Genomic DNA, 22165 nt, shown 5'->3' with positions numbered 1-22165 from the left:
CTTCTTGTTGCAAATACTCATAGGGCGCCCGTCGCCCCGTGCGAAAGGGTCTCGGCATGAGCACACGCGTCGCCACAGGGGGTCGCCTGATCGACCGCGCCCGTCCCGTCCGGTTCACCTTTAACGGCAAGTCCCTGACCGGCTTTGCCGGTGACACGCTGGCCTCGGCGCTGCTGGCCAACGATCAGATGCTGGTCGGGCGCTCGTTCAAATATCACCGCCCGCGCGGCATTGTGGCAAGCGGCGCGGAAGAGCCGAACGCGCTGGTCGGGCTGGGGCAGGGGGCGCGGTTCGAGCCGAACCAGCGCGCCACCACGACCGAGTTGTTTGACGGGTTGAGCGCCGACAGCCAGAACCACTGGCCCAGTCTGGAGTTTGACGTCGGCGCGGTGAACAGCGCCTTTGCCCGCTTCCTTCCGGCGGGGTTCTATTACAAGACCTTCATCCATCCCCGCCCGTTCTGGAAACACATTTACGAGCCGTTCATCCGCCAGTCCGCCGGACTCGGGAAGGCGCCGAAAGAACGCGACGCCGACAGCTATGAGCATTTCTATTTCTTCGCCGACGTGGTGGTGATCGGCGGTGGTGTGGCCGGGTTGGCGGCTGCGAAATCCGCCGCCGAGAGCGGTGCCAAGGTGCTGCTGGTCGAACAGGGCGCCCATTGGGGTGGTCGTGCCCCGGTTGATGGCGGCGAGATCGATGGGATGTCGCCCGAGGACTGGATCGCGCAGACCCTCGCGGCGCTGAAATCCATGCCCAACGTCACCCTGCGCGCGCGCTGCATGGGCGCGGGGGTCTATGACCACGGTTATGTGCTGGGCTACGAGCGGTTGAGCGACCATGCGCCGGGGGGCGAGGGGCCGCGCCATCGGCTGTGGCGGATCCGCGCCAAACAGGTGATCACCGCCACCGGCGCGATCGAAAGGCCGCTGTCCTTTGCCGGCAATGATGTGCCCGGCGTGATGCTGGCTTCGGCGATGCGCGACTATGTGGTCAATTTCGGGGTTGCGCCGGGGCAGAAGGTCGTGGTCGTCACCAATAACGACGACGCCTATCGCACAGCCATCGCGTTGAAACAGGCCGGCATTACCGTGCTGCGGGTGCTGGACGCGCGCAGTGCTGGCGGTGGCGCGCTGATGGAAGAGGCACGGGCGCTGGGCATCCGCATTGATTGCGGGCGCGCCATCGCCAAGGTTTCGGGCGGCAAGCGTGTGACCAAGGTCGCGATCTGCGCGCAAGAGGGGCAGGGCAACGCACTGGAAGAGATCGCCTGCGACGCACTCGCCATGTCGGGCGGCTGGTCTCCCGTGGTGCATCTGTGGTCCCATTGCGGCGGCAAGCTGACATGGGACGAGGCCGGGGCGATGTTCCGCCCGGACGCGGCGCGCGCGCCCACCGGGGCCGACGGGCAGCCCTTTGTCCTTGCCGCGGGCGCGGCCAATGGCGCGTTGGCGCTGGATGCGGCGCTTGTCGATGCCGATGCCTCGGGCAAATCCGCCGCCAAGGCGGTCGGGTTCAAGGTGAAACGCAGCACGGCACCGCAGGGCAGCACGGCTGAGGAATCGCCGCTTGCCCCGGTCTGGCTGATGCCGCGCAATGCCGGGATCGAGCTGCGGATGAAGGCTTGGCTGGATTACCAGAACGACGTGAAGGTCTCTGACGTGCAACTCGCCGCGCGCGAGGGGTATGAAAGCGTCGAACATACCAAGCGCTATACCACGTTGGGCATGGCGACGGATCAGGGCAAGCTGAGCAATATCAACGGGCTCGCCACCCTTGCCGGGGCTTTGGATGCGGCGATTCCGACGGTTGGCACCACCACCTTCCGCCCGCCCTATACGCCGATCTCCTTCGGGGCGATGGCGGGCGATGCCCGCGACGCGCTGTTTCAGCCGCTGCGCCGCACCCCGATGCAGGACTGGCACGAAACCCATGGCGCTGAGTGGGAGCCGGTCGGCCAGTGGCGTCGCCCCTATGCCTATCCGCAGCCGGGCGAAACCACCCATGACGCGGTGATGCGCGAGGTGACCAACACCCGGCAAGCCGTTGGGCTGCTTGATGCCTCCACGTTGGGCAAGATCATCGTCAAGGGGCCGGACGCGGGCCGTTTCCTCGACATGCTTTACACCAATATGATGAGCACGCTGAAACCGGGCAAATGCCGCTATGGGCTGATGTGTTCGGAAAACGGCTTTCTGATCGACGATGGCGTGGTGGCGCGGATCGACGAGCAGACCTTCCTGTGCCACACCACCACCGGCGGGGCCGAGCATATCCATGCCCATATGGAAGAATGGCTGCAAACCGAATGGTGGGACTGGAAGGTCTATACCGCCAATGTGACCGAGCAGTTCGCGCAGATCGCCGTGGTCGGCCCCAAGGCGCGGCAGGTGCTGGAAGCGCTGGGCGGCATGGACGTGAGCAAAGAGGCGCTGCCGTTCATGACCTGGGCCGATGGTACGCTGGGCGGCATTGCGGCGCGGATCTATCGGATCTCGTTCTCGGGCGAACTCAGCTATGAAATCGCCGTGCGCGCGGGTGAGGGCCGCGCGCTTTGGGACCGGTTGATGCAGGCGGGCGCGGCGTTCGGGGTGATGCCCTATGGCACCGAGGCGCTGCACATCATGCGCGCCGAAAAAGGGTTCATCATGATCGGGGACGAGACCGACGGCACCGTGATCCCGCAGGATCTGGGGCTGAACTGGGCGATCTCGAAGAAGAAAGAGGATTACCTTGGCAAACGGGCGCAGGCGCGCAGCCACATGAGTGACCCGACCCGCTGGAAGCTGGTGGGGCTGGAAACCGAGGACGGCGGCGTGCTGCCCGATGGGGCCTATGCGGTGGCCGAAGGGGTGAATGCCAATGGCCAGCGCAACACCCAAGGCCGGGTCACCTCGACCTATCATTCGCCGACGCTGGGCCGGGGCATCGCCATGGGGCTGGTGCTGCACGGGCCGGACCGCATGGGCGAGATGCTGGAGTTTCCCGGCACCGACGGCAAGATCCACAAGGCCAAGATCGTCGATCCGGTCTTTTACGACAAGGACGGGGAGAAGCAGAATGCCTGAACCCATGAACGCGCCCATCAGCGCCCCCATCAGCGCACTGCCCGGTGCCCGCTTTGACGGGCTGGCCCACATCGAAGAGGCCGGGCTGCAGGGCATGATCACCCTGCGCGGCGATCTCGCCTCCAAGCCGGTCAAGGCCGCCGTCACCGCCGCCACCGGCGCGAAACTGCCCGCTTTGCGTCAGGGAACGCAGGGCAAAAGTGGCATGGCGCTTTGGATGTCGCCGGACGAGCTGTTGTTGCTCTGCCCTTACGGCGAGGTCGGGGCGGTGTTGGACAAGGTGAACGCCGCGCTGGGCGATGCCCCTGCGTTGGCGGTCAACGTCTCGGACGCCCGCGCGCTGTTTTCCGTGTCCGGCCTCGGTGCGCGCGAGGTATTGGGAAAGCTGTGCCCGGTGGATCTTTCGCCCGAGGCCTTTACCCCGGGCATGATCCGGCGCACCCGCATGGCCCAGATCGCCGCCGCGTTCTGGATGGAGCCGGACCAGAGCTTTCGCGTAATCTGTTTCCGCTCGGTCGCCGCCTATGCCTTTGACCTGCTGAAAGACGCAGCAAGGCCGGGGGCATCGGTTGGCGTCTATTGACGCCTTGGCGGGCAGGGCTCGGCGTTTCCTGACGCCTTAACCGGTGAACAGAAAGGTCCGGAACCGCTCTTGCGCGGATTGCGTGGTGAACTCCGCCGCCGTCACAGGCGCGCCGCTTTCGTCTTGGCAATTGGCATAGAAGGACAGCCCCTCGGCCAGATCAGCCATCCGTGCTGCCCGCTCCTCTGCTGCCAGATAGGGAGCATGGGTCGAGAGGTAGAGCGCCGGGCGCTGCGCCTTGAGCCACGGCAGCAGGGCGGGCAACAGGGCGAACTCCGCCCCCTCCACATCCATCTTGACCAGCGAAACGGCGGACAGATCCGCGCTTGCGACAAAGGCGGCCCAATCCAGCGTCACCACGTCACTGCCGCCGGCTGCCTCGGCGTTCAGCAGGCTGGTCATGCTGTCGCCCGGCTCGCCGCCGAAACTGGCCATCCGGGCGATGCCGGTGTGATCTGACAGGGCGACGGGCAGGGCGCTGATATTGCGCAGACCGTTCAGTTCGATGTTCCAGGCCAGATGACGGAACGCGGTGGCGTCGGGCTCGAACGCCCAGACGTGACGCGCCCTTGTCGCGGCATAAAGCACCGTGGGCCCGATCCAGGCCCCGATGTCGATATAATCCTGCTCTGGCCCCAGATAGCTGTCGAGCGTGGCAAAGGTTTCCGGCTCCCATGCGCCCGCCCCGGCGCGGCGCCAGAACTTGCTGTGATAGGGGTCGAGCCGGAACGCCACACCGCCCAGCGACCCGGCATAGTGCCCGCGCGCCCGATAGATCGCCTTGCGTAGTCGCGTCAGCATTTGCCTGTTTTCCTTTTGTTTGCCCGCGTCCCCGGCGGGGGCTTTTGCCCTCATGGCCCTTGACCTGCCTGCGACAGGGACGCATGTACAATGGGGAAACGTAACTCAATCAGCAGGGGTCCAAAATGGCTTTTGAACTACCCGATCTTCCTTATGCACATGACGCGCTGGCATCCAAGGGCATGTCGGCGGAAACGCTGGAATATCACCACGACTTGCACCACAAGGCCTATGTCGACAACGGCAACAAGCTGATTGCCGGGACCGAGTGGGAAAGCAAGTCGCTGGAAGATGTCATCAAGGGCACCTATCAGTCCGGCGCGGTTGCCCAGAACGGCATCTTCAACAACGCCTCGCAGCACTGGAACCACAGCCAGTTCTGGGAAATGATGGGCCCGGGCGGCATCGCCATGCCGGGTGCATTGGAAAAGGCCCTGACCGAATCCTTCGGGTCGGTCGATGAGTTCAAGTCGCAGTTTGCCGCCGCCGGTGCCGGTCAGTTCGGCTCGGGCTGGGCTTGGCTGGTGCAGAACGCCGATGGCGCGCTTGCCGTGACCAAGACCGAGAACGGCGTCAACCCGCTGTGCTTTGGCCAGACCGCGCTGCTGGGCTGCGATGTGTGGGAACATTCCTATTACATCGACTTCCGCAACAAGCGTCCGGCCTACCTCGACAACTTCCTGAACAACCTTGTGAACTGGGAAAACGTCGCCTCGCGCATGAAGTGAGCAGACCGGGAGGCAGGGCTTTAGCCGCCCCGCCTCCGCCCAAGCATCGCGCCCGGCCAATTGGTCGGGCGTTTCTTTTTCATCCGCTCTGATCATGGGTCTGTTCTTGCGTGTCGCCCGTCCGTCCGCCAGTTTACCCGGGCCGATCAAAGGGGCAGTCGCTGGGCTGACTTGCCCGCAGTCAAAGCCTCCGTGCAGAGACGATCCGGCGCGATCTGAACAAAGGCGGGCAGCATGAGCGAGATGCAAAAGGGTATTCTGGCGATGATCGGGGCCTGTACGGTCTGGGGATTGTCGCCGCTGTTTTACAAGCTGCTCTCCCATGTTCCGCCGCTGGAGGTGCTGGCGCATCGCACCCTGTGGTCCTTCGTGTTGTTCGCCGTCATTCTGGCGCTGCGTGGCCGTCTGGGGGATCTGCGCGCGGCGCTGGGCGACGGACGCCGGGTCGCGCTGTTTGCGCTGGCCTCTGCGATGATCTCGATCAACTGGTTCTTTTATATCCTGTCGGTGCAGATCGGGCATACGACCGAGGCATCGCTGGGCTATTACATCTTTCCGCTGGTAGCGGTGCTGGTCGGTCGGTTCGGCTTTGGCGAGCGGCTGGCGCGGGCGCAATGGCTGGCGGTCGGGCTGGCGGCGCTGGCGGTGATGGGGTTGACCTGGGGGCTGGGCGTGGCGCCGTGGATATCGCTGCTGTTGGCCACGACCTTTGGATTATATGGCGCGGTCAAGAAATATCTGCCGGTGGGGCCGATGGTCTCGGTCACGATCGAGATCCTGTTCTTTCTGCCGATTGGTATCACCATGCTGGTGATTCAGCATGGCAGCGGGCAGGGGGCCTTCGGGCGCGAACTCTGGGACAGCGCGTTATTGATCCTGTCGGGCCCGCTGACCGCCCTGCCGTTGATCCTGTTCAGCTTTGCGGCGCGGCGGGTACCGATGGCGACGGTGGGGGTGCTGCAATACCTGAACCCGACGTTGCAGTTTCTATGCGCCGTGCTGGTGTTTGGCGAGCCGTTCACCTTCTGGCACCAGATCGCCTTTGGCATGATCTGGTGCGCGCTGGCGCTGTTCTCGGTCTCGTCGTTGCGTCAGGACAGGGCCTCGCGCAGGGCGTCCATGGCGGCCACCGGCGTGTCGACCCATGTCAGGTACTCGGCCAGCGAGGCATCGGCAAAGCCCTGATCGATCACGTGCTCGATCAGCGCGCGCAGCGGCGTCCAGTAGCCTTCGGCGTTGAGGATCACGATCGGCATGTCATGCAGGCCAAGCTGGCGCCATGTCAGCACCTCGAACAGCTCGTCAAGCGATCCCGCCCCGCCCGGCAGCACCACCACCGCATCGGCGTTCATGAACATCACCTTTTTGCGCTCATGCATGGTCTGGGTCACGATATAGCGCGTCAGGTCGACCTTGCCCACTTCCCAGGCCACCAGATGCTCGGGGATCACGCCGAAGGTGTCGGCGCCCCCGGCCTGTGCGGCGCGCGCGACCTCGCCCATCAGGCCAATATCGCCGGCGCCATAAACCAGCCGCCAGCCCTGATCGGCCAGCGCGGTGCCCAGATCGCGGGCGGCTGTGGCATAGGCGGGCAGGGCGCCCGCGCGTGAGCCACAATAGACACAAACGGATTTGGTGGACATTGGTGCGCCTCTCATACTCTTGTAAATGGGGTAAGTTACGTGTTTTGACCCCTGATAGCCGGATTGATAGGTTGGCTCAACTGCGTGAACGACAGGTTCGCGGATGGGGGAAAGACAGCGATGGCAACTGCATCGGGAAGTGACGGGTTTTCTGGCTGGGTCTGGGGGGGCTTGGCCGGGGCCGTGGTGGCGGTGATCGGCGGTTGGATTTATTTCTCCGGACAGGTTGGCCCGACGGTGAGCCCCACGCCGGATCCCGCGCCACAGCCTGAAATCGCGATCGCTCCTGCCCCTGTGCCAGAGTCGACCCCCGAGGTCGCAAAGCCGAGTACTGAGCCGAGCGCCGAGCCGAGTGCCGAACAGTTGGCCGACAAGGCCGCTTCCGAGACGGCCGATGCCTCTGACCCCGCGTCCACCACGGTGCCGCTTGCCGCGCCCAGCTTTGATCTGGTGCGGGTCGAACCGGACGGCACCACCGTGATCGCTGGCAAGGCCGCACCGGAAAGCACCGTCATCGTGCTGCTCGACGAGGGCGAACTCGACAGGTTCACCGTTGCAGGCGATGGTGCATTCGTCAGTTTCCTGACGCTCCCGCCCAGCGACTCGCCGCGTGTGATGATGCTGCGCGCCGAGTTTGATGGGCAAAGCGTTCTGTCGCAGGATCAGATCATCCTTGCGCCGATGCCGCGTGCCGAATTGACCGCCGGGGCGGAACCCCCCGCGTCAGATACAGGGGCAGTAACAGCGTCAGAAACAAGGTCCTCAACGGAACCGAAATCCGCACCAGCGCCGGAACCGCAGGTCGCTCAAGCGGCTGAAACTGCCGCGACCGCGCGTCAGGTCGAGACCCCTGTCGTGCAAACCGGTGCCGACGTCGCAGGCGCTGCCGCGAACGCGGTTGCCGAGCCTGAACCTGAACAGGCGACCCGTGCCGGAGAGGCAAAGATCCCCACCGCCGAACAGACGGCTGCGGCGACAGCGCCCGCCGAGTCGGGGGCCGCCGGGGCTGACCCGATGGCCGGGGAAACCAGCGAAACCACAGCGGCACCGCAACCAATGGTCACGGCAACCGCCACGGTCCCGACCACTACTACGACCACATCCACGGTTCAGGCTCCGGCAACGGGCGCGGGGTCTGACCCCGCCGCGCCAACCGCCCCCGCAGCGCAGGCGGCGATTTCGGCTACCAGCACCCCCGCCGCCGTATCCCCGGTGCCCGCGCCACAAGCGACCCAGGTCACGGTGTTGCGCGCCGGGGCCGACGGGGTCGAATTGATCCAGTCCGCCACCGCGCCGGAGCCCGAGGTGATGGACCAGATCGCGCTCGACACCATCAGCTATACCGAAGCGGGCGATGTGCTGCTGTCGGGGCGTGCCGGGGTGCTTTCGGTGGTGCGGGTCTATCTCGACAACGAGGTGGTCGCGGATCTTGCCGCCGGGGATGACGGGCGCTGGAAAGGTCAGCTCAAAGATGTTGAACCCGGCGTCTATATCCTGCGCCTTGACGAGGTGAATGCGGCGGGCGAGGTGGTCAGCCGGTTGGAAACCCCGTTCAAGCGCGAACCGCCCGAGGCGCTGCGCCTGCCCGCGCCAGATACGAGCGCCACCAACGGGGCCCCCGCGATCCGGGCCGTGACGGTGCAAAAGGGCGATACGCTTTGGGCGATCTCGCGTGATCGCTATGGCGAGGGGCTGTTGTATGTGCGGGTGTTCGAGGCCAACCGAGACCGCATCCGTGACCCCGACCTGATCTATCCCGGACAGGTGTTCAACATTCCCCGATAGGCGCCCCCCAAGCGGCGCAGGCTTGGCACGCCAAGCGCCGCTTGGGGTGGAGCAGAGGACGTGAACGCGGCGTCCGGGGCGCTTCGCGCCGGACCCCCTCTGGCCATTTCCCTCGGCGCGCCATATGTGGAACGCAGGCAAGGAAAACCCGATGACCCATACCCCCGATACCCCCGTCCGCAGTTCGCGCGCCTCGGGCTGGCGTACCATTCGCAAGGTGGCCCCCTATCTGTGGCCGAGTGAGACCCCTTGGGTCAAACGCCGGGTTGTGCTGGCCATGACCATGTTGGTGCTGTCCAAGCTGATCGCGGTCTATACGCCGGTCCTGTACAAGGGCGCGGTCGACGCGCTGGCCGCCGAGGGCGTGCCGATGCTGGCCTTGGGGGCCGTGGGTCTGACCGTGGCCTATGGCATGGCCCGCTTGATGTCGGTGGGTTTCCAACAGCTGCGCGATGCGCTGTTTGCCCCGGTGGCACAACGGGCGTTGCGGCGGCTGGCGCTTGAGACCTTTGCCCATATCCACCGCCTGTCGCTGCGCTATCACATCTCGCGCAAGACCGGCGGCCTGTCGCGCATCATCGAGCGTGGGGTCAAGGGCGTGGAATTCCTGCTGCGCTTCATGCTGTTCAGCGTCGGGCCGCTGATCCTTGAGCTGTCGCTGGTGGCCATCATCCTGACCGTGCTGTTCGATGCCCGCTATCTGCTGATCGTGGCGGTGACGATCGGGCTGTATGTCTGGTTCACCTTCACCGTCACCGAATGGCGGGTGCAGCTGCGCCGCGAGATGAACCAATCCGACACCGACGCCAACCAAAAGGCGATCGACAGCCTGCTGAACTATGAAACCGTCAAGTATTTCGGCGCGGAAGAGCGCGAGGCGGCCCGCTATGACGTGTCGATGCGCGACTATGAACAGGCGGCGCTCAAGACCGCCTATTCACTGTCGTTCCTGAATTTCGGCCAGTCCCTGCTGATCACGGCGGGGCTGATCGGGGTGATGGTGCTGGCCGCGCTCGGGGTGCAGAACGGCACGCTGACGGTGGGCGATTTCGTCATGGTCAACGCCTATATGATCCAGATCACCATTCCGCTGAACTTTCTCGGCACCGTCTATCGTGAAATCCGCCAGTCGCTGGTCGATATGGGAGAGATGTTCGATCTGCTGGAACAGCCGCAAGAGGTTTGCGACAAGCCCGGTGCGGCCGATCTCAAGATCACCGGCGGGCGGATCGAACTGGACGATGTGCGCTTTGCCTATGATCCCAACCGCCAGATCCTCAAGGGCGTCAGCCTTGAGGTGCCCGCCGGTCAGACCGTGGCCATCGTCGGGGCGACCGGATCGGGTAAATCCACCATCGGGCGGCTGTTGTTCCGGTTCTATGATGTGACCGGCGGCGCGCTGAAGATCGACGGGCAGGATCTGCGCGACGTCACCCAGACCAGCCTGCACAATGCCATCGGCGTGGTGCCTCAGGACACGGTGCTGTTCAACGACACCATCCGCTATAACATCGCCTATGGCCGCGACGGCGCCACCCAGGACGAGATCGAGGAGGCCGCGCGTGCCGCGCAGATCCACGACTTTATCGTCACCCTTCCCGAAGGGTACGAGACCAAGGTGGGCGAGCGCGGGCTAAAGCTGTCGGGCGGCGAGAAACAGCGCGTCGGCATTGCCCGCACCCTGTTGAAGAACCCGCCGATCCTGTTGCTGGACGAGGCGACAAGCGCGCTCGACACCCAGACCGAACAGGAGATCCAGGACGCCTTGGCGCGGGCCGGACAGGGGCGCACGGTGATCACCATCGCGCACCGGCTCTCGACCATTTCCGAGGCCGACCGCATCGTGGTGCTCGACAAGGGGGAGATCGTCGAGCAGGGCACCCATGACGATCTGCTGGCCCGGCACGGTCGCTATGCCACCCTTTGGCGGCGACAGCAGTCGGACACCGATGCCGCCTGACCCGAGCTTCGGCGGCCCCGCGGTTTGGGGCCGCCCGGATGCCCCCCCGTCGATGTGGTGCGCAATCAGGGCGGTTGCCCGAAATCACCAGAGTGTCGCCATGTTTCGGTCCGCTTGGCATGGTGAAACCCAGTGTTAGATTTCGTGTGAGACTCCGTGTGAGATTTCGGGCGGAGCATCAGAAACCGGGCAGGCAGAACCATGAAGAACAGGATGATCTGGGCGTTGGTGCTCGTCGCGGTGGAGGTGATCGCGGTCATCGTCGTGTTTCAGGTCATGGCCGATTTCGAATGCCGCCAGACCGGGCTGGAAGTCGCCTGCCGCGGCCTGCGCAACATGGCGTTGCGCGGGGTCTGCGTGATCGCGGGGCTGGCCCTTGTTCTGGGGCTGCGCGCCGATCTGCGCCGGGCACTGATGGCGCGGGTGACGGACCGCGGGGGCGGGGCGCCGTGGGCGCTTCTGCATGGGCTGGGTCTGGCACTGATCTTTCTGCCCTGGCTCGGCTCTGACGCTGCGGCGCATCGCGAAGGATTCTCCGGTTTTCTGTGGCTGCTGGGCGGCGGTGCCGCGCTGGCGGTGTTGGGCGGGCTGTTCTGGCTGATGGGGCCGCGCGCCTGGGCCAGTTGGCTGCGGCAGGGCGGTTTCACCGTGTTGGCGATGTTGGTGGTGGCCAGCCTGATCCCCGATCTGGCCGAGGCGCTGGGCTTTGCCTGGGCGTTCAGCGCGCTGCAGCTGTCCACCTTTTACGGGGTCGCCATCTTGCTGACGCTGACGGGACAGGACGTGGTGCTGGGCTTTGCCCCGCCCACCATCGGCACCGGACCCTTTCAGGTCGAGGTGGCGGGATCCTGTTCTGGCATCGAAGGCTTCGCGCTGATCGGCGGTTTCATGGTGATCTATGCGCTGTTGATGCGCGGCACGCTGCGCACCGGGCGCTATTGGCTGATCGTGCTGCCGGCGGCGCTGCTGGTGAGTTGGCTGTTCAACCTGTTGCGCATCACCGTGCTGATCCTGATCGGGGCGCATGGCGCGCCGGAACTGGCGGTCAACGGGTTTCACAGCTTTGCCGGTTGGCTGTTCTTCACCCTGCTGGCCTTGGGGGTGTTGGCGGTGGTGCAGGGGCTGCCGGCGTTGCAGCGCACCGATATTGGTACCAAAACCACGGGGTCAGGAAACAGGGCAGGGGCGGCGACCGGCGACGGCACCAGCGCCCCGCCGAGCGAAATTTGGGCGGCGGCGCGGATCGTCCCCTTCATCGTGTTCATGTTCTCGGGATTGGTGGTCAATGCCTTCTGGCAGACCCCGGCGCTGGGGTTTCCAGTGCAGGCGGCGCTGATGGCCGGGGTGCTCTGGCTGTTCCGTGCGCCGCTGCTGGCGCTGACATGGCGGCTTGATCCGGTGGCGCTTGTGGCGGGGCTTTTGGTGGGGATAGGGTGGATCGCCTTCGCGCAGGGGGAAACGGCGCCGCTGGCGGGGCTGGAAACACTGGCGCCGGGTGCCTTTCTGGCATGGGCGGTGATCCGTGTGCTTGGCACCTCGCTCCTGGTGCCTGTGGTCGAGGAGGCGTTCTTTCGTGGCTATCTTCTGGCCCGGCTCGATACCGGCGGGCCGGCGATGCGACTGGCCGCGATCCTTATCTCAAGCCTCGGCTTCGCGCTGTTGCATGGCCGCATTCTCGAAGCGGGTCTGGCCGGGGGTGTCTTTGCCCTGGTGATGCTGCGGCGCGGGCGACTGGCGGACGCCATTCTGGCCCATGCAACAGCAAACGCCGCGGTTGCGGCCGCGGCGTTGCTGACAGGCGACTGGTCGCTGATCTAAGCGTGGCACAGCCCCTTGGAGGGCAGCCGCCGGATCAGCCCCGCTTGTTGCGGATGCGCTTGATTTCCCAGACGAGCGCCAGCGCGGCGCAGACGGCGGCAAGCGCCAGAAGGCCGGTCGACGCGTCGATTTCGGGAACACGTGAGCCGCCACCGCTGCCACCACAGCTCCAGCCCAGCCGGTTTCCCAGCCAACTGCAACTGCGGCTCTGGGCCGACGCCGATACGGCAGGAATTACGAACGCGGCCGCCGATGCGGCAATGGTCATAGCGCGACGAAACATGGTTCAATACCTCCAAGGTGTTAACTGGGGCCACAATCGCATATCGGCGCGTTTATCGCAAAAGTTGAGTTAAAATTGTCTGAAATATGGCGATTTTATGGCGACAGTTGCGGTGAAATTTCGGGATTGTTGCGCGATCTCGAAATGATCCCGCTCCGATTCGCCCAGAACCGGCCCGATTCGCTCCGGTCCGCTCCCCCAAAGCTGCACCGCAACTGTGCTGATTCGGCGCACCCCGGCCAATGCGACCGCTACTCCGCTGCCTTCAGCCGTGCCGCCTTCAGACGGGCCGCCGAGTCCGGCGTGCCGTTGGGTGCGCTGTCGGGGCTGCCGTCATCCCACTGGATCTCGCGCGTTTTGAGCTTGCGAGCAGATCGGTTCAGCCGCATGTCGCGGGCAATCCGGCTCGATCGCCCGGACGTCAGCCGCGCCAGCATCCGACCCGACCAATTCGAATAGGTGGTAATCCAGACCCGCAACGCCAGAAACGAGGGCGTGACCACCAGCGTCAGCACGGTGGCGATGCCCAGACCGAACACCACAGCCGTGGCCAGCTGTTTCCACCACAGCGCGGTGGGGCTGTCGATCGAATAGCCGCCGCCGATGAAATCAAGGCTCAGCCCGAACATCATCGGTGTCAGCCCGGCCATGGTGGTGATGGTGGTCAGCAACACCGGGCGGATGCGCGATTCCGCCGTGCGCACAATCGCCTCGATCGGGGGCATATAGCGGGAATAATCCTGATATGTGTCGATCAACACGATGTTGTTGTTCACCACGATCCCGGCCAGGGCGACGATACCGGTGCCGGTCATGATGATCGAAAACGGCTGTTGCATCACCATCATGCCGATCAGCACGCCGGTGGTGGACAGCACCACCGCGAGCAGCACCAGAACCGAGTTGTAAAAGCTGTTGAACTGCGCCAGCAGGATGATGAACATCAGCCCCAGCGCGGCGAGAAAGGCCTTTGACAGGAACGCCTGGCTTTCCGCCTGTTCTTCCTGATCGCCGGTCCATTCCCAGGTGATATCGGCCGGGAACGGATCGGTCTCAAGCCAGGCGGTCAGGGTTTCAATGCGCTCGTTGGCGTTGATCGGGGCAAAGCGCGCGGTGCCGTCGGAAATCGCCTGTTTCAGCGCCGCAATGCTCTGCCCCTCACTTTGTGTCCCATTCAGCGCGGCCAGCATGAATCGCTCGCCCTTGGCGTTTTCGATGACCGTGCCGCCAATGTTGATGCGTCTTTCCAGACTGTACGCTGTCGCCAGCGTCTGTTCCGCCCCGGTCTCGGGATCGTCCTGGATGATCTTGGACAGGCCGGATTGCACATCGGCCTTCACGTCGAAATAGCGTTGCTGGTTCACCCGGCTGATCGAGGCCAGCTTCGCCACCGGTTCCCGGGTGACAAAGTTGGACAGCGGCACCAGCCCGTCGCCGGTGCGCACCTTGAGCGTGTCCAGCGTGCTCAGAACCCGGTCCTTGCGCGGCAGGCGCACCCGGATCTCGATCTCGTCATCGGAGCTGTCGACCCGCATGGTGTCGAGCAGAATGCCGCGCGTGACCAGTTGCACCATCGCGCCCACAGTGGCGACATCGGCGCCAAAGCGACCGGCCTTTTCCACATCGACGTCGATCTGCCAGTCGATGCCGGGCAGGGGCAGCGAATCTTCGATCTTGATCAGCCCGGGCGTCTGTTCAAACACCTTGCGCGCCTGCAGGACGGTGGCGGCCAGCCGGTCCTTGTCATCGCCCTTCAACCGCAGATGCACCGGCTTGGACGAGGCCGGGCCGCGCCCCAGCGGCACCACCTCGGTTGCGAACCCCGGCAACCTGTTCAGCGCGGCGGTCAGCTGCGCCAACACATAGTCGCCGTTAAAATCGGGCGCTGTCACATGCCGGGTAAAGCGGCCATCGCCCCAGCTTTCCGTGACGGTCGGGCGATCCTCCCACGGGATGATTTCGAACTGGATCTGTCCCACCGTATCGGGCGGAAGCTGCGCACCACCGGTGTTCTGATTCAACCCGCCGTCGCCAGCGAAAGAGAACACGTTGATCACCGCCGGATGGCGCATCACCACCTGTTCTGCCTGGCGCACCATCTCGTCGGTTTCGGTCAGCGAGACATTGCCGCGCGCGCGCACATAGACGGTAGCCTGCTCGGGCTCGGAGGCGACAAAGAATTCCACACCGCGTGAATTGGCCGGGAACAGGATGAACGAGACATAGAAAACGGCGCCGAACACGGCACCGATGGCCACGATGGGCATGATCGGGTTGCCGGCGATGGCATAGATCACCCAGCCGAACAGCGTATGCCTGTTCTGCGCCTTGACCCGTCGCGCCGGGCGTTCGATCCGCGCCGCGCTCAACGTGACCGAGGCGGCAAAGGCGGCCAACAGGAATAGCCCCGCTCCAAGCAGCGACCCGAACGTGGGCGGGATCCCCGTCGCCATCACATCCGGCAGCAAATAGGTGGGGTTCAGCACCTGCATCGCGCCAAGGAACATGGAATACAGCGCCAAAGGCACCAGCGCCGCGCGCAGCACCCAAGGCAGCCGCGCCCGCAACCGGTCAGAGATAGTCGAGAACAGCCGCGAAATCCGCCCCGTCACCCCGCCCATCACCGGCAGATAGACCAGTGCCACCACCAGCGAGGCCGACAGCACAAAGATCAGCGTCACCGGCAACATGCCCATGAACTCGCCCGACACACCGGGCCAGAACAGCATCGGTAGAAAGGCGCAAAGCGTGGTCGCGGTGGACGAAACGATGGGCCAGAACATCCGCTTGGAGGCCTCGACATAGGCATGCATCGGGCCGACCCCGTCACGGATCCGCTTGTCGGCATATTCCACCACCACGATGGCGCCATCCACCAGCATCCCCACCGCGAGGATCAGGCCGAACATCACGATGTTCGAGATGGTCACCTCCAGTGCGGCCAGCAGGGCAAAGCACAACAGGAACGAAGTCGGGATCGAAAAGCCGACCAAAAGCGCCGCGCGGCTCCCCAGCGAGGCCAGCACCACGATCATCACCAGCGCGATCGCGGTCAGCACCGAGCCTTCCAACTGGCTGACCATCGAGCCCACAACCCGGCTCTGATCGTTCGAGGTGCCAAGTTTGACCGCCGCCTGCAATTCCGGGGGCCATTTGGCGCGCGCGCGCGCCAGCGTCTGTTGCACCTGTTCCACCGTGTCGATCAGGTTATAGCCTTTGCGCTTGACCACCTGCAGCGCGACCGTGTTCTCGCCGTTGAACCGGGCGGTGCCCTTGCGGTCCTCGAAGGTATAGTTGATCTGCGCCAACTCCCCCAGCGTGACCACCCGGTCGCCATTGGTCTTGACCGGCAGGGCATAGACATCCTGCGGGCTGTCAAACGAGGCCGGGATCTTGACCGAGAAGGTGCCCTGATCGGTCTCGACCTCGCCCGCCGCGATCAACTGGTTGTTGTTGCGCACCACGTTGATCAGCTCGGCGGCTGTGACGTTATAGGATTCCAGCCGCAGTGGATCGATGATCACCTCCAGCATCTCGTCGCGGTTGCCGGCGATCCCGGCCTCCAGCACCGGGTCCAGCGCCTCAAGATCGTCCTGCAACTGTTTGGCGACGCGGGCCATTGTCCGTTCCGGAACGGCCCCGGTCAGGTTGACGATGACGATGGGGAATTCGGAAAAGTTGATCTCGGTGAGGGTATATTGTTCGGCCCCGTCGGGGAAATTGGCCTGCGCCGCGTTCATCGCGTCGCGCACATCCGCCGTGATCGCGGTCTTGTCCCAGCCGAATTCGAACTCCAGCGCCACCCCGGCATAGCCCTCGGCGGCGGTGGCCGTCATCTTGTCCAGCCCGTCCAGATCGGCCAGCTCGGTTTCCATCGGCTTGACCAGCAGCGTCTCGGAATCCTCGGCCGAGATGCCGGGGAACTGCACCGCGACGAACAGCGCCGGGATCTCGATATCCGGCTCGCCCTCCTTGGGCAGGGTGGTATAGGCATAGCCGCCCACAAGGATGGAAATCACGATAAAGGCCATCACCATCCGCGCCCGGGCGGCGGCCCAATCGACGATGCCGGTCATGGGGTCGGCTCCCGATAGCTTGGTGCCACATGTACGCCCTCGGTGACGAAATCCTGTCCCACGACGATGATGTCGGCGTGTGCGGGCAGCCCGCCCAGCCAGACGCCGTCGATATCGTCGCGCAGCAGCTTGACGGGCAGGAACCGGACGATATCGCCATCACCCACGATCCGCACACCCAGCCGGCCCTCGTTGTTCAGCGTCAGCGCCGATTGCGGCACCTTATGCGCCTGTGCCCCCTCGGCCGAGATCGCGATATCCGCGGTCTGGCCGTCTCGGATGCTCAGCGCGGGATTGGGCACGGTGATTTCCACCTCGAAGGTGCGGGTGGTCGGATCGGCCGAGCGGCTCAGAAAGCTCACGCGCCCGCTCACCTGTTCGCCGGTGGCCAGCCGCGCCCCGGCCGGCGCATCAAGCCGGGCGCGGGCGACCTCGGTTTCGGGGATATAGCCGACCACTTTCAACGGATCGAGCTGGATCACCTCGGCACACAGGTCTCCGGGGCGCAGCAGGCTGCCCAATTCGGCGGCGTCGGTTTCCAGCAGCCCCTTGAACGGCACGGTGATGGTCAGCAACTCAATCTCGCGCTCGGCCCCGGCCACCGTCGCCTGCGCCGCCTCAACCCCTGATCGGGTGGCCTCCAGACCGGCCTGTGTCGAGGCAATGGCAGCCTCGGCGCCACGCACCCCTGCCGCGCGCGCCAACAGCGTGGTTTCCGAGGTATAGCCGCCCTCGTTCAGCTTTTCGGCGGCATTGTAGTTGATCTGCGCCTCCTCCAGTACGGCCTTGGCCTCTTCCAGCCGCGCCTCGGCCTCGGGGCCGCGCGCGCGGGCCTCGGCCAGCGCCGCCTTCGCCTGTGCCAGCAGGGCCGCGCGGGTGCCGGGATCAAGCTTGCATAGCACATCGCCCGGCTCCACAAAGGCGCCTTTGCGCAGCGGTTCGGAAATCACCGCGCCGCTGGTTTCGGCGCGCACCTGCACCTTGCGCATCGCTCGGGTCTGGCCGCGCAGCTTGATCGCGCTGTCGATGGTCTGCGCCTGCGAGCGCAGCACAACGACCCCGATCAGATCGCCCTGCGCCGCGTCTTTCGCTGAAGTGTCCTGCGCCGTGTCCGTCGCATTATCTGGCACGGTTGTGTCGGTTGCGCCCCCCGTTGCCCCCGCCGTCGCATCCGCGCTTTCTCCAGCGGGCGCGCCACGGGAAAAGTCTAGCAGCCTGTCGCGCTCAAACACGGCCAGATATAGCACGGCGGACACCACGACGGCGGTCAGAAAGGGGATAAGGCGCATGTGGGGCTCTCTTTAAAAACAGGTCCGTTCTGTCGTGGGTCTGTAAAGCGCGAACAATTGCGGGCTCCAACGGGCTGAGTCTAGGCTAAACCAAATAGGTCAGTTCGGATTTTTGCCAAACCGTCGCGGATCGGACGCTATTGCCGCTGATCCGGCCCTTGGCTTGTCGCCACATGCGGGGTAATAGGGGGCAAATCGCCCGATTGGGCAGGGTTCCGGTTGCGCCCCGCCGGATCGCGGTGGACAGATCAGGGGCGTGAGACCGGGCACGCCGGACACGCCGGGGCCTACAGAACCGGGCTTATAAAACTGGGCCCACAGAACGGGACCCAACAAACAGGGCCCACAAACAGGGCCGGGGGGCAAGGCATGAGCGACGCCGATAGTTTCATCGATGAAGTCACCGAAGAGGTCCGCCGCGACCGGCTGTTTGCCATATTCCGGCGCTATGGCTGGATCGCGGTTGTGGTGATCCTCGCCGTCGTCGGTGGCGCGGCCTATAACGAATACAGCAAGGCGCAGGAAACCGCGGCGGCCCAGACGCTGGGCGATGAGATGCTGGCGGCGCTGGACCATGACGCCCCCGCCGATCGGGCCGAGGCGCTGGCCGGGATCGAGGTTGACAGCCCCGGCCGCGAAGCGCTGCTGGCTTTCATGACCGCAGCCGCCCGCGCCGATGCCGGCGAGACCGAGGCCGCCGTCGCCGATCTGCAAGACATCACCCGCAACGGCGATCTGCCCGAGATTTACCGTCAGATTGCCGGTTTCAAGGCGCTTGTGCTGCAATCTGACACCCTGTCCGCCGACGACCGCCGGATGCAGTTCGAGGCGCTGGCCCAGCCCGGCGCGCCGCTGCGGCTTCTGGCCGAAGAGCAGATCGCGCTGATTGACGTCGCCGAAGGCGATACCGGTGCCGCGATCGACCGGTTGCAGGCGATCCTTCAAGATGCGGAAACCGATGCCGTCTTGCGACAGCGCGTCAGACAAGTCATCGTGGCGCTTGGCGGAACCCCCGCAGCCACATTGGGCCGCCAGCAGGGCTAGACACCGGGGCAGGGGCCGCGCCCGGGATTTCAGGGGCGGAACCGGCACTGAACGGGTGGGGAACTGCCCGGAATAAACACCGGAACTGAACGGGCGGGGAACCGCCCGGAATAAACACGGACAGGACGACAGGCAGCATTACGATGAACGCAGCGTTTTCCCTTTCGCGCACAGGTCTCGCCCTTCTTGGCGGTGCGGTGCTGTTCTTGGCCGGCTGTTCCGAGCCGGAGATTATCCTCCCCGGCGAGCGTGAGAACATCCGTCCGATCAGTGGTGAGCGCGCAGTCGAGGATTTTTCCGGCAATGTCAGCCGGGCCATCCGGCTGCCACAGCAAACCAGCAATGCCAGTTGGGCGCAGGGGCAGGGCACGCCCAGCACCCGCGTCTCTCACCCGGCGCTCAGCGCCGCGCCGCATCTGGCCTGGTCCACCGCCATCGGCGCGGGCGACAGCCTGCGGCAACGCATCACCGCCGATCCGGTGGTGGCGAATGGGCTGATCTATACGTTGGATGCCGGGGCCCGCGTTTCCGCCGTTTCCCGCACCGGCGCTGTCGTCTGGAGCGCCGATCTTACCCCGCCCGAGGATGACGACACGCAGGCCACGGGCGGCGGCTTGGCCTATAGTGACGGCACGCTTTATATTTCGTCGGGCTATGGGTTGCTGACCGCGCTTGACGCCTCCAGCGGCAAGCAGCGCTGGCAACAACAGCTCGACGCCACCGGCTCGGGCCAGCCCACGGTCTATCAGGGCCTGATCTATCTGGTGGCCGGGGATGATACCGGTTGGGCGGTGCATACCAAGGACGGGCGCATCGCCTGGCAAGCCTCTGCCACCCCCAGCATCACCAATGTTCTGGGCGCACCGGCACCTGCCATTACCCCGGATCTGGCGATTTTCGCCTTCGGCTCGGGCGACCTGATGGCCAGCTTCCGTCGTGGCGGGCTGCGGCGCTGGTACGCCTCGGTCGCAGGACGGCGCAAGGGCCGCGCACAGGCGCTGATCATGGATGTCACCGGAAGCCCGGTTGTGGTTGGCAACCGGGTCTATGCCGGCAACCACGCTGGCCGTACCGTGGCCTATGAGCTGGATACCGGCGACCGAATCTGGACCGCGCAGGAAGGCGCGTTGGGGCCGGTGCAACCGGCGGGCGACAGCGTCTTTGCGGTCACCGATCGCAACCAGCTGGTGCGGCTCGACAGCCGGGACGGCAGCACCGTCTGGGCGGTCAACCTGTCCGATTACCTGAAAGACAGCTCAAAGAAACGTGGTGCGGTCTATGCCAACTATGGCCCGATTCTGGCCGGCGGGCGGATCGTGGTGGCCTCCAACGATGGCTACCTGCGGTTCTTTGATCCCACGGATGGCAGCCTTGCTGCCTCGGCCCAAGTGCCCGGCGGGGCCACCACCGCGCCGGTTGTGGCGGGCAATACCCTTTACGTTGTCAGCGCCACCGGTGAACTGCACGCTTTCCGTTGACGCATAGATAGGGTAAAGGGCTCTTCTGAGTTTTCGAAAGTCCTGACGCATGTCCTTTACCTTCGCTATCGTGGGCCGCCCCAATGTCGGCAAGTCCACCCTGTTCAACCGCCTCGTCGGCAAGCGTCTTGCGCTGGTCGACGACCAACCGGGCGTGACGCGTGACTTGCGCGAAGGCGAGGCGCGGCTGGGCGATCTGCGCTTTACCGTGATCGACACCGCCGGGCTTGAAGATGCCACCGACGACAGCCTTCAGGGCCGGATGCGGCGGCTGACCGAACGCGCGGTGGATATGGCCGATGTCTGCCTGTTCATGATCGACGCCCGTACCGGCGTCACCCCAATCGACCAGATGTTCGCCGAAATCCTGCGCAAGCGGAACGCGCATGTGCTGCTGGCCGCCAACAAATCCGAAGGCTCCGCCGCCGATGCCGGCGTGATCGAGGCCTATGGCCTTGGCTTGGGCGAACCGATCCGCATGTCCGCCGAACATGGCGAGGGGCTGAACGATCTCTATTCTCAACTGATGCCGCTGGCCGATGAATTCGCCAAACGCGGGCAGGACGATACCCCCGAAACCGAAGTCGATCTCGACGAGGACGAAGATTTCGACGACGAGGACGGGGCCTCCCGCACCCCGGTTCCCACACTCGCCAAACCGCTGCAGATCGCCGTTGTGGGCCGCCCCAACGCTGGCAAGTCGACCCTCATCAACAAGATCCTGGGCGAAGAGCGACTGCTCACCGGGCCCGAGGCGGGTATCACCCGCGATGCCATCTCGCTGCGGATGGAGTGGGACGGCACCCCGATTCGCATCTTTGACACCGCCGGCATGCGCAAAAAGGCCAAGGTGCAGGAAAAGCTGGAAAAGCTGTCGGTCTCTGACGGGCTGCGCGCGGTCAAATTCGCCGAGGTGGTCGTCGTGCTGCTGGACGCCGCGATTCCCTTTGAACAGCAGGATCTGCGCATCGCCGATCTGGCCGAGCGTGAAGGCCGCGCCGTGGTCATTGCCGTCAACAAATGGGACGTGGAAGAGTTCAAGCAAGACAAGCTGCGCGATCTCAAGGAAGCGTTTGAACGCCTTCTGCCGCAGCTGCGCGGCGCGCCGCTGATCACCGTCTCCGCCAAGTCGGGCCGCGGGCTTGATCGGCTGCATGACGCCATCCTGCGCGCCTATGACATGTGGAACCGCCGTGTTTCCACTGCCCGGCTCAACCGCTGGCTCACCGGCATGTTGGAACAGCACCCGCCCCCCGCGCCGCAGGGCAAGCGGATCAAGCTGCGCTACATGACCCAGGTCAAGACCCGGCCGCCGGGCTTCGTGGTGATGTGCTCGCACCCTGACAAGATGCCCGAAAGCTATTCGCGCTATCTGGTCAACGGGTTGCGCGAAGGGTTCGACATGCCGGGAACGCCGATCCGCCTGACCCTGCGCGGGCAGGGCGACAAGAACCCCTATAAGGGCCGCAAGAAGGCGCAGCCCAGCAAGCTGAAAAAGCACCTGAAGAAATAACGCGGCGGGGGCGCTGCCTCCGTATCAGGCCCCGTCTCTGCCCCAATCGTTGCCACCGTTTTGGTCATCGCGCGCCCGACCGACAGGTCGGGCCGT

15 protein-coding genes are annotated in these 22165 nt (G+C 64.9%); 10 read left to right on the top strand and 5 right to left on the bottom strand.

What is annotated here, in order from left to right; all coding sequences use genetic code 11:
- Positions 1-56 precede the first annotated feature (56 nt).
- Positions 57-3068, top strand: coding sequence for a sarcosine oxidase subunit alpha family protein (locus tag E1B25_RS01015; protein WP_132826821.1), 3012 nt, complete (start codon positions 57-59; stop codon positions 3066-3068).
- Positions 3069-3084: 16 nt separating this feature from the next.
- Positions 3085-3651, top strand: coding sequence for a sarcosine oxidase subunit gamma (locus E1B25_RS01010; RefSeq protein WP_132827230.1), 567 nt, complete (start codon positions 3085-3087; stop codon positions 3649-3651).
- 36 nt (positions 3652-3687) lie between these two features.
- On the opposite strand, the gene E1B25_RS01005 is transcribed toward E1B25_RS01010, so the two are convergent.
- Positions 3688-4452, bottom strand: a complete 765-nt coding sequence (locus E1B25_RS01005) for an FkbM family methyltransferase (RefSeq protein WP_132826820.1) — start codon at positions 4450-4452, stop codon at positions 3688-3690.
- Between the two features lie 125 nt (positions 4453-4577).
- On the opposite strand from E1B25_RS01005, the gene E1B25_RS01000 reads away from it, so the two are divergent.
- Positions 4578-5180: a superoxide dismutase gene (locus tag E1B25_RS01000; RefSeq protein ID WP_132826819.1), complete on the top strand. Its 603-nt coding sequence runs from the start codon at positions 4578-4580 to the stop codon at positions 5178-5180.
- Positions 5181-5414: 234 nt separating this feature from the next.
- Positions 5415-6365: an EamA family transporter RarD gene (rarD, locus tag E1B25_RS00995; protein WP_132826818.1), complete on the top strand. Its 951-nt coding sequence runs from the start codon at positions 5415-5417 to the stop codon at positions 6363-6365.
- Here the strand turns inward: rarD and E1B25_RS00990 are convergent.
- Positions 6272-6823, bottom strand: a complete 552-nt coding sequence (locus tag E1B25_RS00990; protein ID WP_132826817.1) for an LOG family protein — start codon at positions 6821-6823, stop codon at positions 6272-6274. The genes rarD and E1B25_RS00990 overlap by 94 nt on opposite strands.
- 120 nt (positions 6824-6943) lie before the next feature.
- Here E1B25_RS00990 and E1B25_RS00985 point away from each other — a divergent pair, with 120 nt between their 5' ends.
- The 3 genes from E1B25_RS00985 (at position 6944) to xrtE (ending at position 12386) form a co-directional block, all read left to right on the top strand.
- Complete coding sequence (locus E1B25_RS00985) at positions 6944-8608, top strand: LysM peptidoglycan-binding domain-containing protein (protein WP_132826816.1); 1665 nt, start codon at positions 6944-6946, stop codon at positions 8606-8608.
- Positions 8609-8759: 151 nt separating this feature from the next.
- Entirely contained in the window at positions 8760-10568 is a 1809-nt protein-coding gene (locus tag E1B25_RS00980) for an ABCB family ABC transporter ATP-binding protein/permease (RefSeq protein ID WP_132826815.1), read from the top strand.
- Positions 10569-10769: 201 nt separating this feature from the next.
- Entirely contained in the window at positions 10770-12386 is a 1617-nt protein-coding gene (xrtE, locus tag E1B25_RS00975) for an exosortase E/protease, VPEID-CTERM system (RefSeq protein ID WP_132826814.1), read from the top strand.
- Between the two features lie 34 nt (positions 12387-12420).
- Here the strand turns inward: xrtE and E1B25_RS00970 are convergent, their stop codons facing one another.
- The 3 genes from E1B25_RS00970 to E1B25_RS00960 form a co-directional block, all read right to left on the bottom strand.
- Positions 12421-12654 (bottom strand): VPEID-CTERM sorting domain-containing protein, encoded by a 234-nt coding sequence (locus E1B25_RS00970; protein WP_245510575.1) that lies wholly within the window; start codon positions 12652-12654, stop codon positions 12421-12423.
- Positions 12655-12920: 266 nt separating this feature from the next.
- The gene (locus tag E1B25_RS00965; protein ID WP_132826812.1) at positions 12921-16745 is read right to left on the bottom strand and encodes an efflux RND transporter permease subunit; all 3825 of its coding nucleotides are present in this window, start codon (positions 16743-16745) and stop codon (positions 12921-12923) included.
- Entirely contained in the window at positions 16742-18034 is a 1293-nt protein-coding gene (locus E1B25_RS00960) for an efflux RND transporter periplasmic adaptor subunit (RefSeq protein WP_132826811.1), read from the bottom strand. The genes E1B25_RS00965 and E1B25_RS00960 overlap by 4 nt, the downstream gene beginning before the upstream one ends.
- Before the next feature lie 369 nt (positions 18035-18403).
- Here E1B25_RS00960 and E1B25_RS00955 point away from each other — a divergent pair, with 369 nt between their 5' ends.
- The 3 genes from E1B25_RS00955 (at position 18404) to der (ending at position 22069) form a co-directional block, all read left to right on the top strand.
- The gene (locus E1B25_RS00955) at positions 18404-19078 is read left to right on the top strand and encodes a tetratricopeptide repeat protein (RefSeq protein ID WP_132826810.1); all 675 of its coding nucleotides are present in this window, start codon (positions 18404-18406) and stop codon (positions 19076-19078) included.
- A 143-nt stretch (positions 19079-19221) separates the two neighbouring features.
- The gene (locus E1B25_RS00950) at positions 19222-20556 is read left to right on the top strand and encodes a PQQ-like beta-propeller repeat protein (protein ID WP_132826809.1); all 1335 of its coding nucleotides are present in this window, start codon (positions 19222-19224) and stop codon (positions 20554-20556) included.
- Positions 20557-20605: 49 nt separating this feature from the next.
- Positions 20606-22069, top strand: coding sequence for a ribosome biogenesis GTPase Der (der, locus tag E1B25_RS00945; protein WP_132826808.1), 1464 nt, complete (start codon positions 20606-20608; stop codon positions 22067-22069).
- The last annotated feature ends 96 nt before the right edge of the window (positions 22070-22165 follow it).

It is taken from the genome of Antarcticimicrobium sediminis (assembly GCF_004348975.1).
Classification (GTDB): Bacteria; Pseudomonadota; Alphaproteobacteria; order Rhodobacterales; family Rhodobacteraceae; genus Antarcticimicrobium; species Antarcticimicrobium sediminis.
This window is presented reverse-complemented; position numbering and strand designations above follow the sequence as displayed.

Excerpts from the sequence above, each read along its gene's own strand:
- E1B25_RS01015 (WP_132826821.1), top strand. The coding sequence starts at position 57 with ATGAGCACACGCGTCGCCACAGGGGGTCGCCTGATCGACCGCGCCCGT.
- E1B25_RS01005 (WP_132826820.1), bottom strand. The coding sequence starts at position 4,452 with ATGCTGACGCGACTACGCAAGGCGATCTATCGGGCGCGCGGGCACTAT.
- E1B25_RS01000 (WP_132826819.1), top strand. The coding sequence starts at position 4,578 with ATGGCTTTTGAACTACCCGATCTTCCTTATGCACATGACGCGCTGGCA.
- rarD (WP_132826818.1), top strand. The coding sequence starts at position 5,415 with ATGAGCGAGATGCAAAAGGGTATTCTGGCGATGATCGGGGCCTGTACG.
- E1B25_RS00990 (WP_132826817.1), bottom strand. The coding sequence starts at position 6,823 with ATGTCCACCAAATCCGTTTGTGTCTATTGTGGCTCACGCGCGGGCGCC.
- E1B25_RS00985 (WP_132826816.1), top strand. The coding sequence starts at position 6,944 with ATGGCAACTGCATCGGGAAGTGACGGGTTTTCTGGCTGGGTCTGGGGG.
- E1B25_RS00980 (WP_132826815.1), top strand. The coding sequence starts at position 8,760 with ATGACCCATACCCCCGATACCCCCGTCCGCAGTTCGCGCGCCTCGGGC.
- xrtE (WP_132826814.1), top strand. The coding sequence starts at position 10,770 with ATGAAGAACAGGATGATCTGGGCGTTGGTGCTCGTCGCGGTGGAGGTG.
- E1B25_RS00970 (WP_245510575.1), bottom strand. The coding sequence starts at position 12,654 with ATGACCATTGCCGCATCGGCGGCCGCGTTCGTAATTCCTGCCGTATCG.
- E1B25_RS00965 (WP_132826812.1), bottom strand. The coding sequence starts at position 16,745 with ATGACCGGCATCGTCGATTGGGCCGCCGCCCGGGCGCGGATGGTGATG.
- E1B25_RS00960 (WP_132826811.1), bottom strand. The coding sequence starts at position 18,034 with ATGCGCCTTATCCCCTTTCTGACCGCCGTCGTGGTGTCCGCCGTGCTA.
- E1B25_RS00955 (WP_132826810.1), top strand. The coding sequence starts at position 18,404 with ATGAGCGACGCCGATAGTTTCATCGATGAAGTCACCGAAGAGGTCCGC.
- E1B25_RS00950 (WP_132826809.1), top strand. The coding sequence starts at position 19,222 with ATGAACGCAGCGTTTTCCCTTTCGCGCACAGGTCTCGCCCTTCTTGGC.
- der (WP_132826808.1), top strand. The coding sequence starts at position 20,606 with ATGTCCTTTACCTTCGCTATCGTGGGCCGCCCCAATGTCGGCAAGTCC.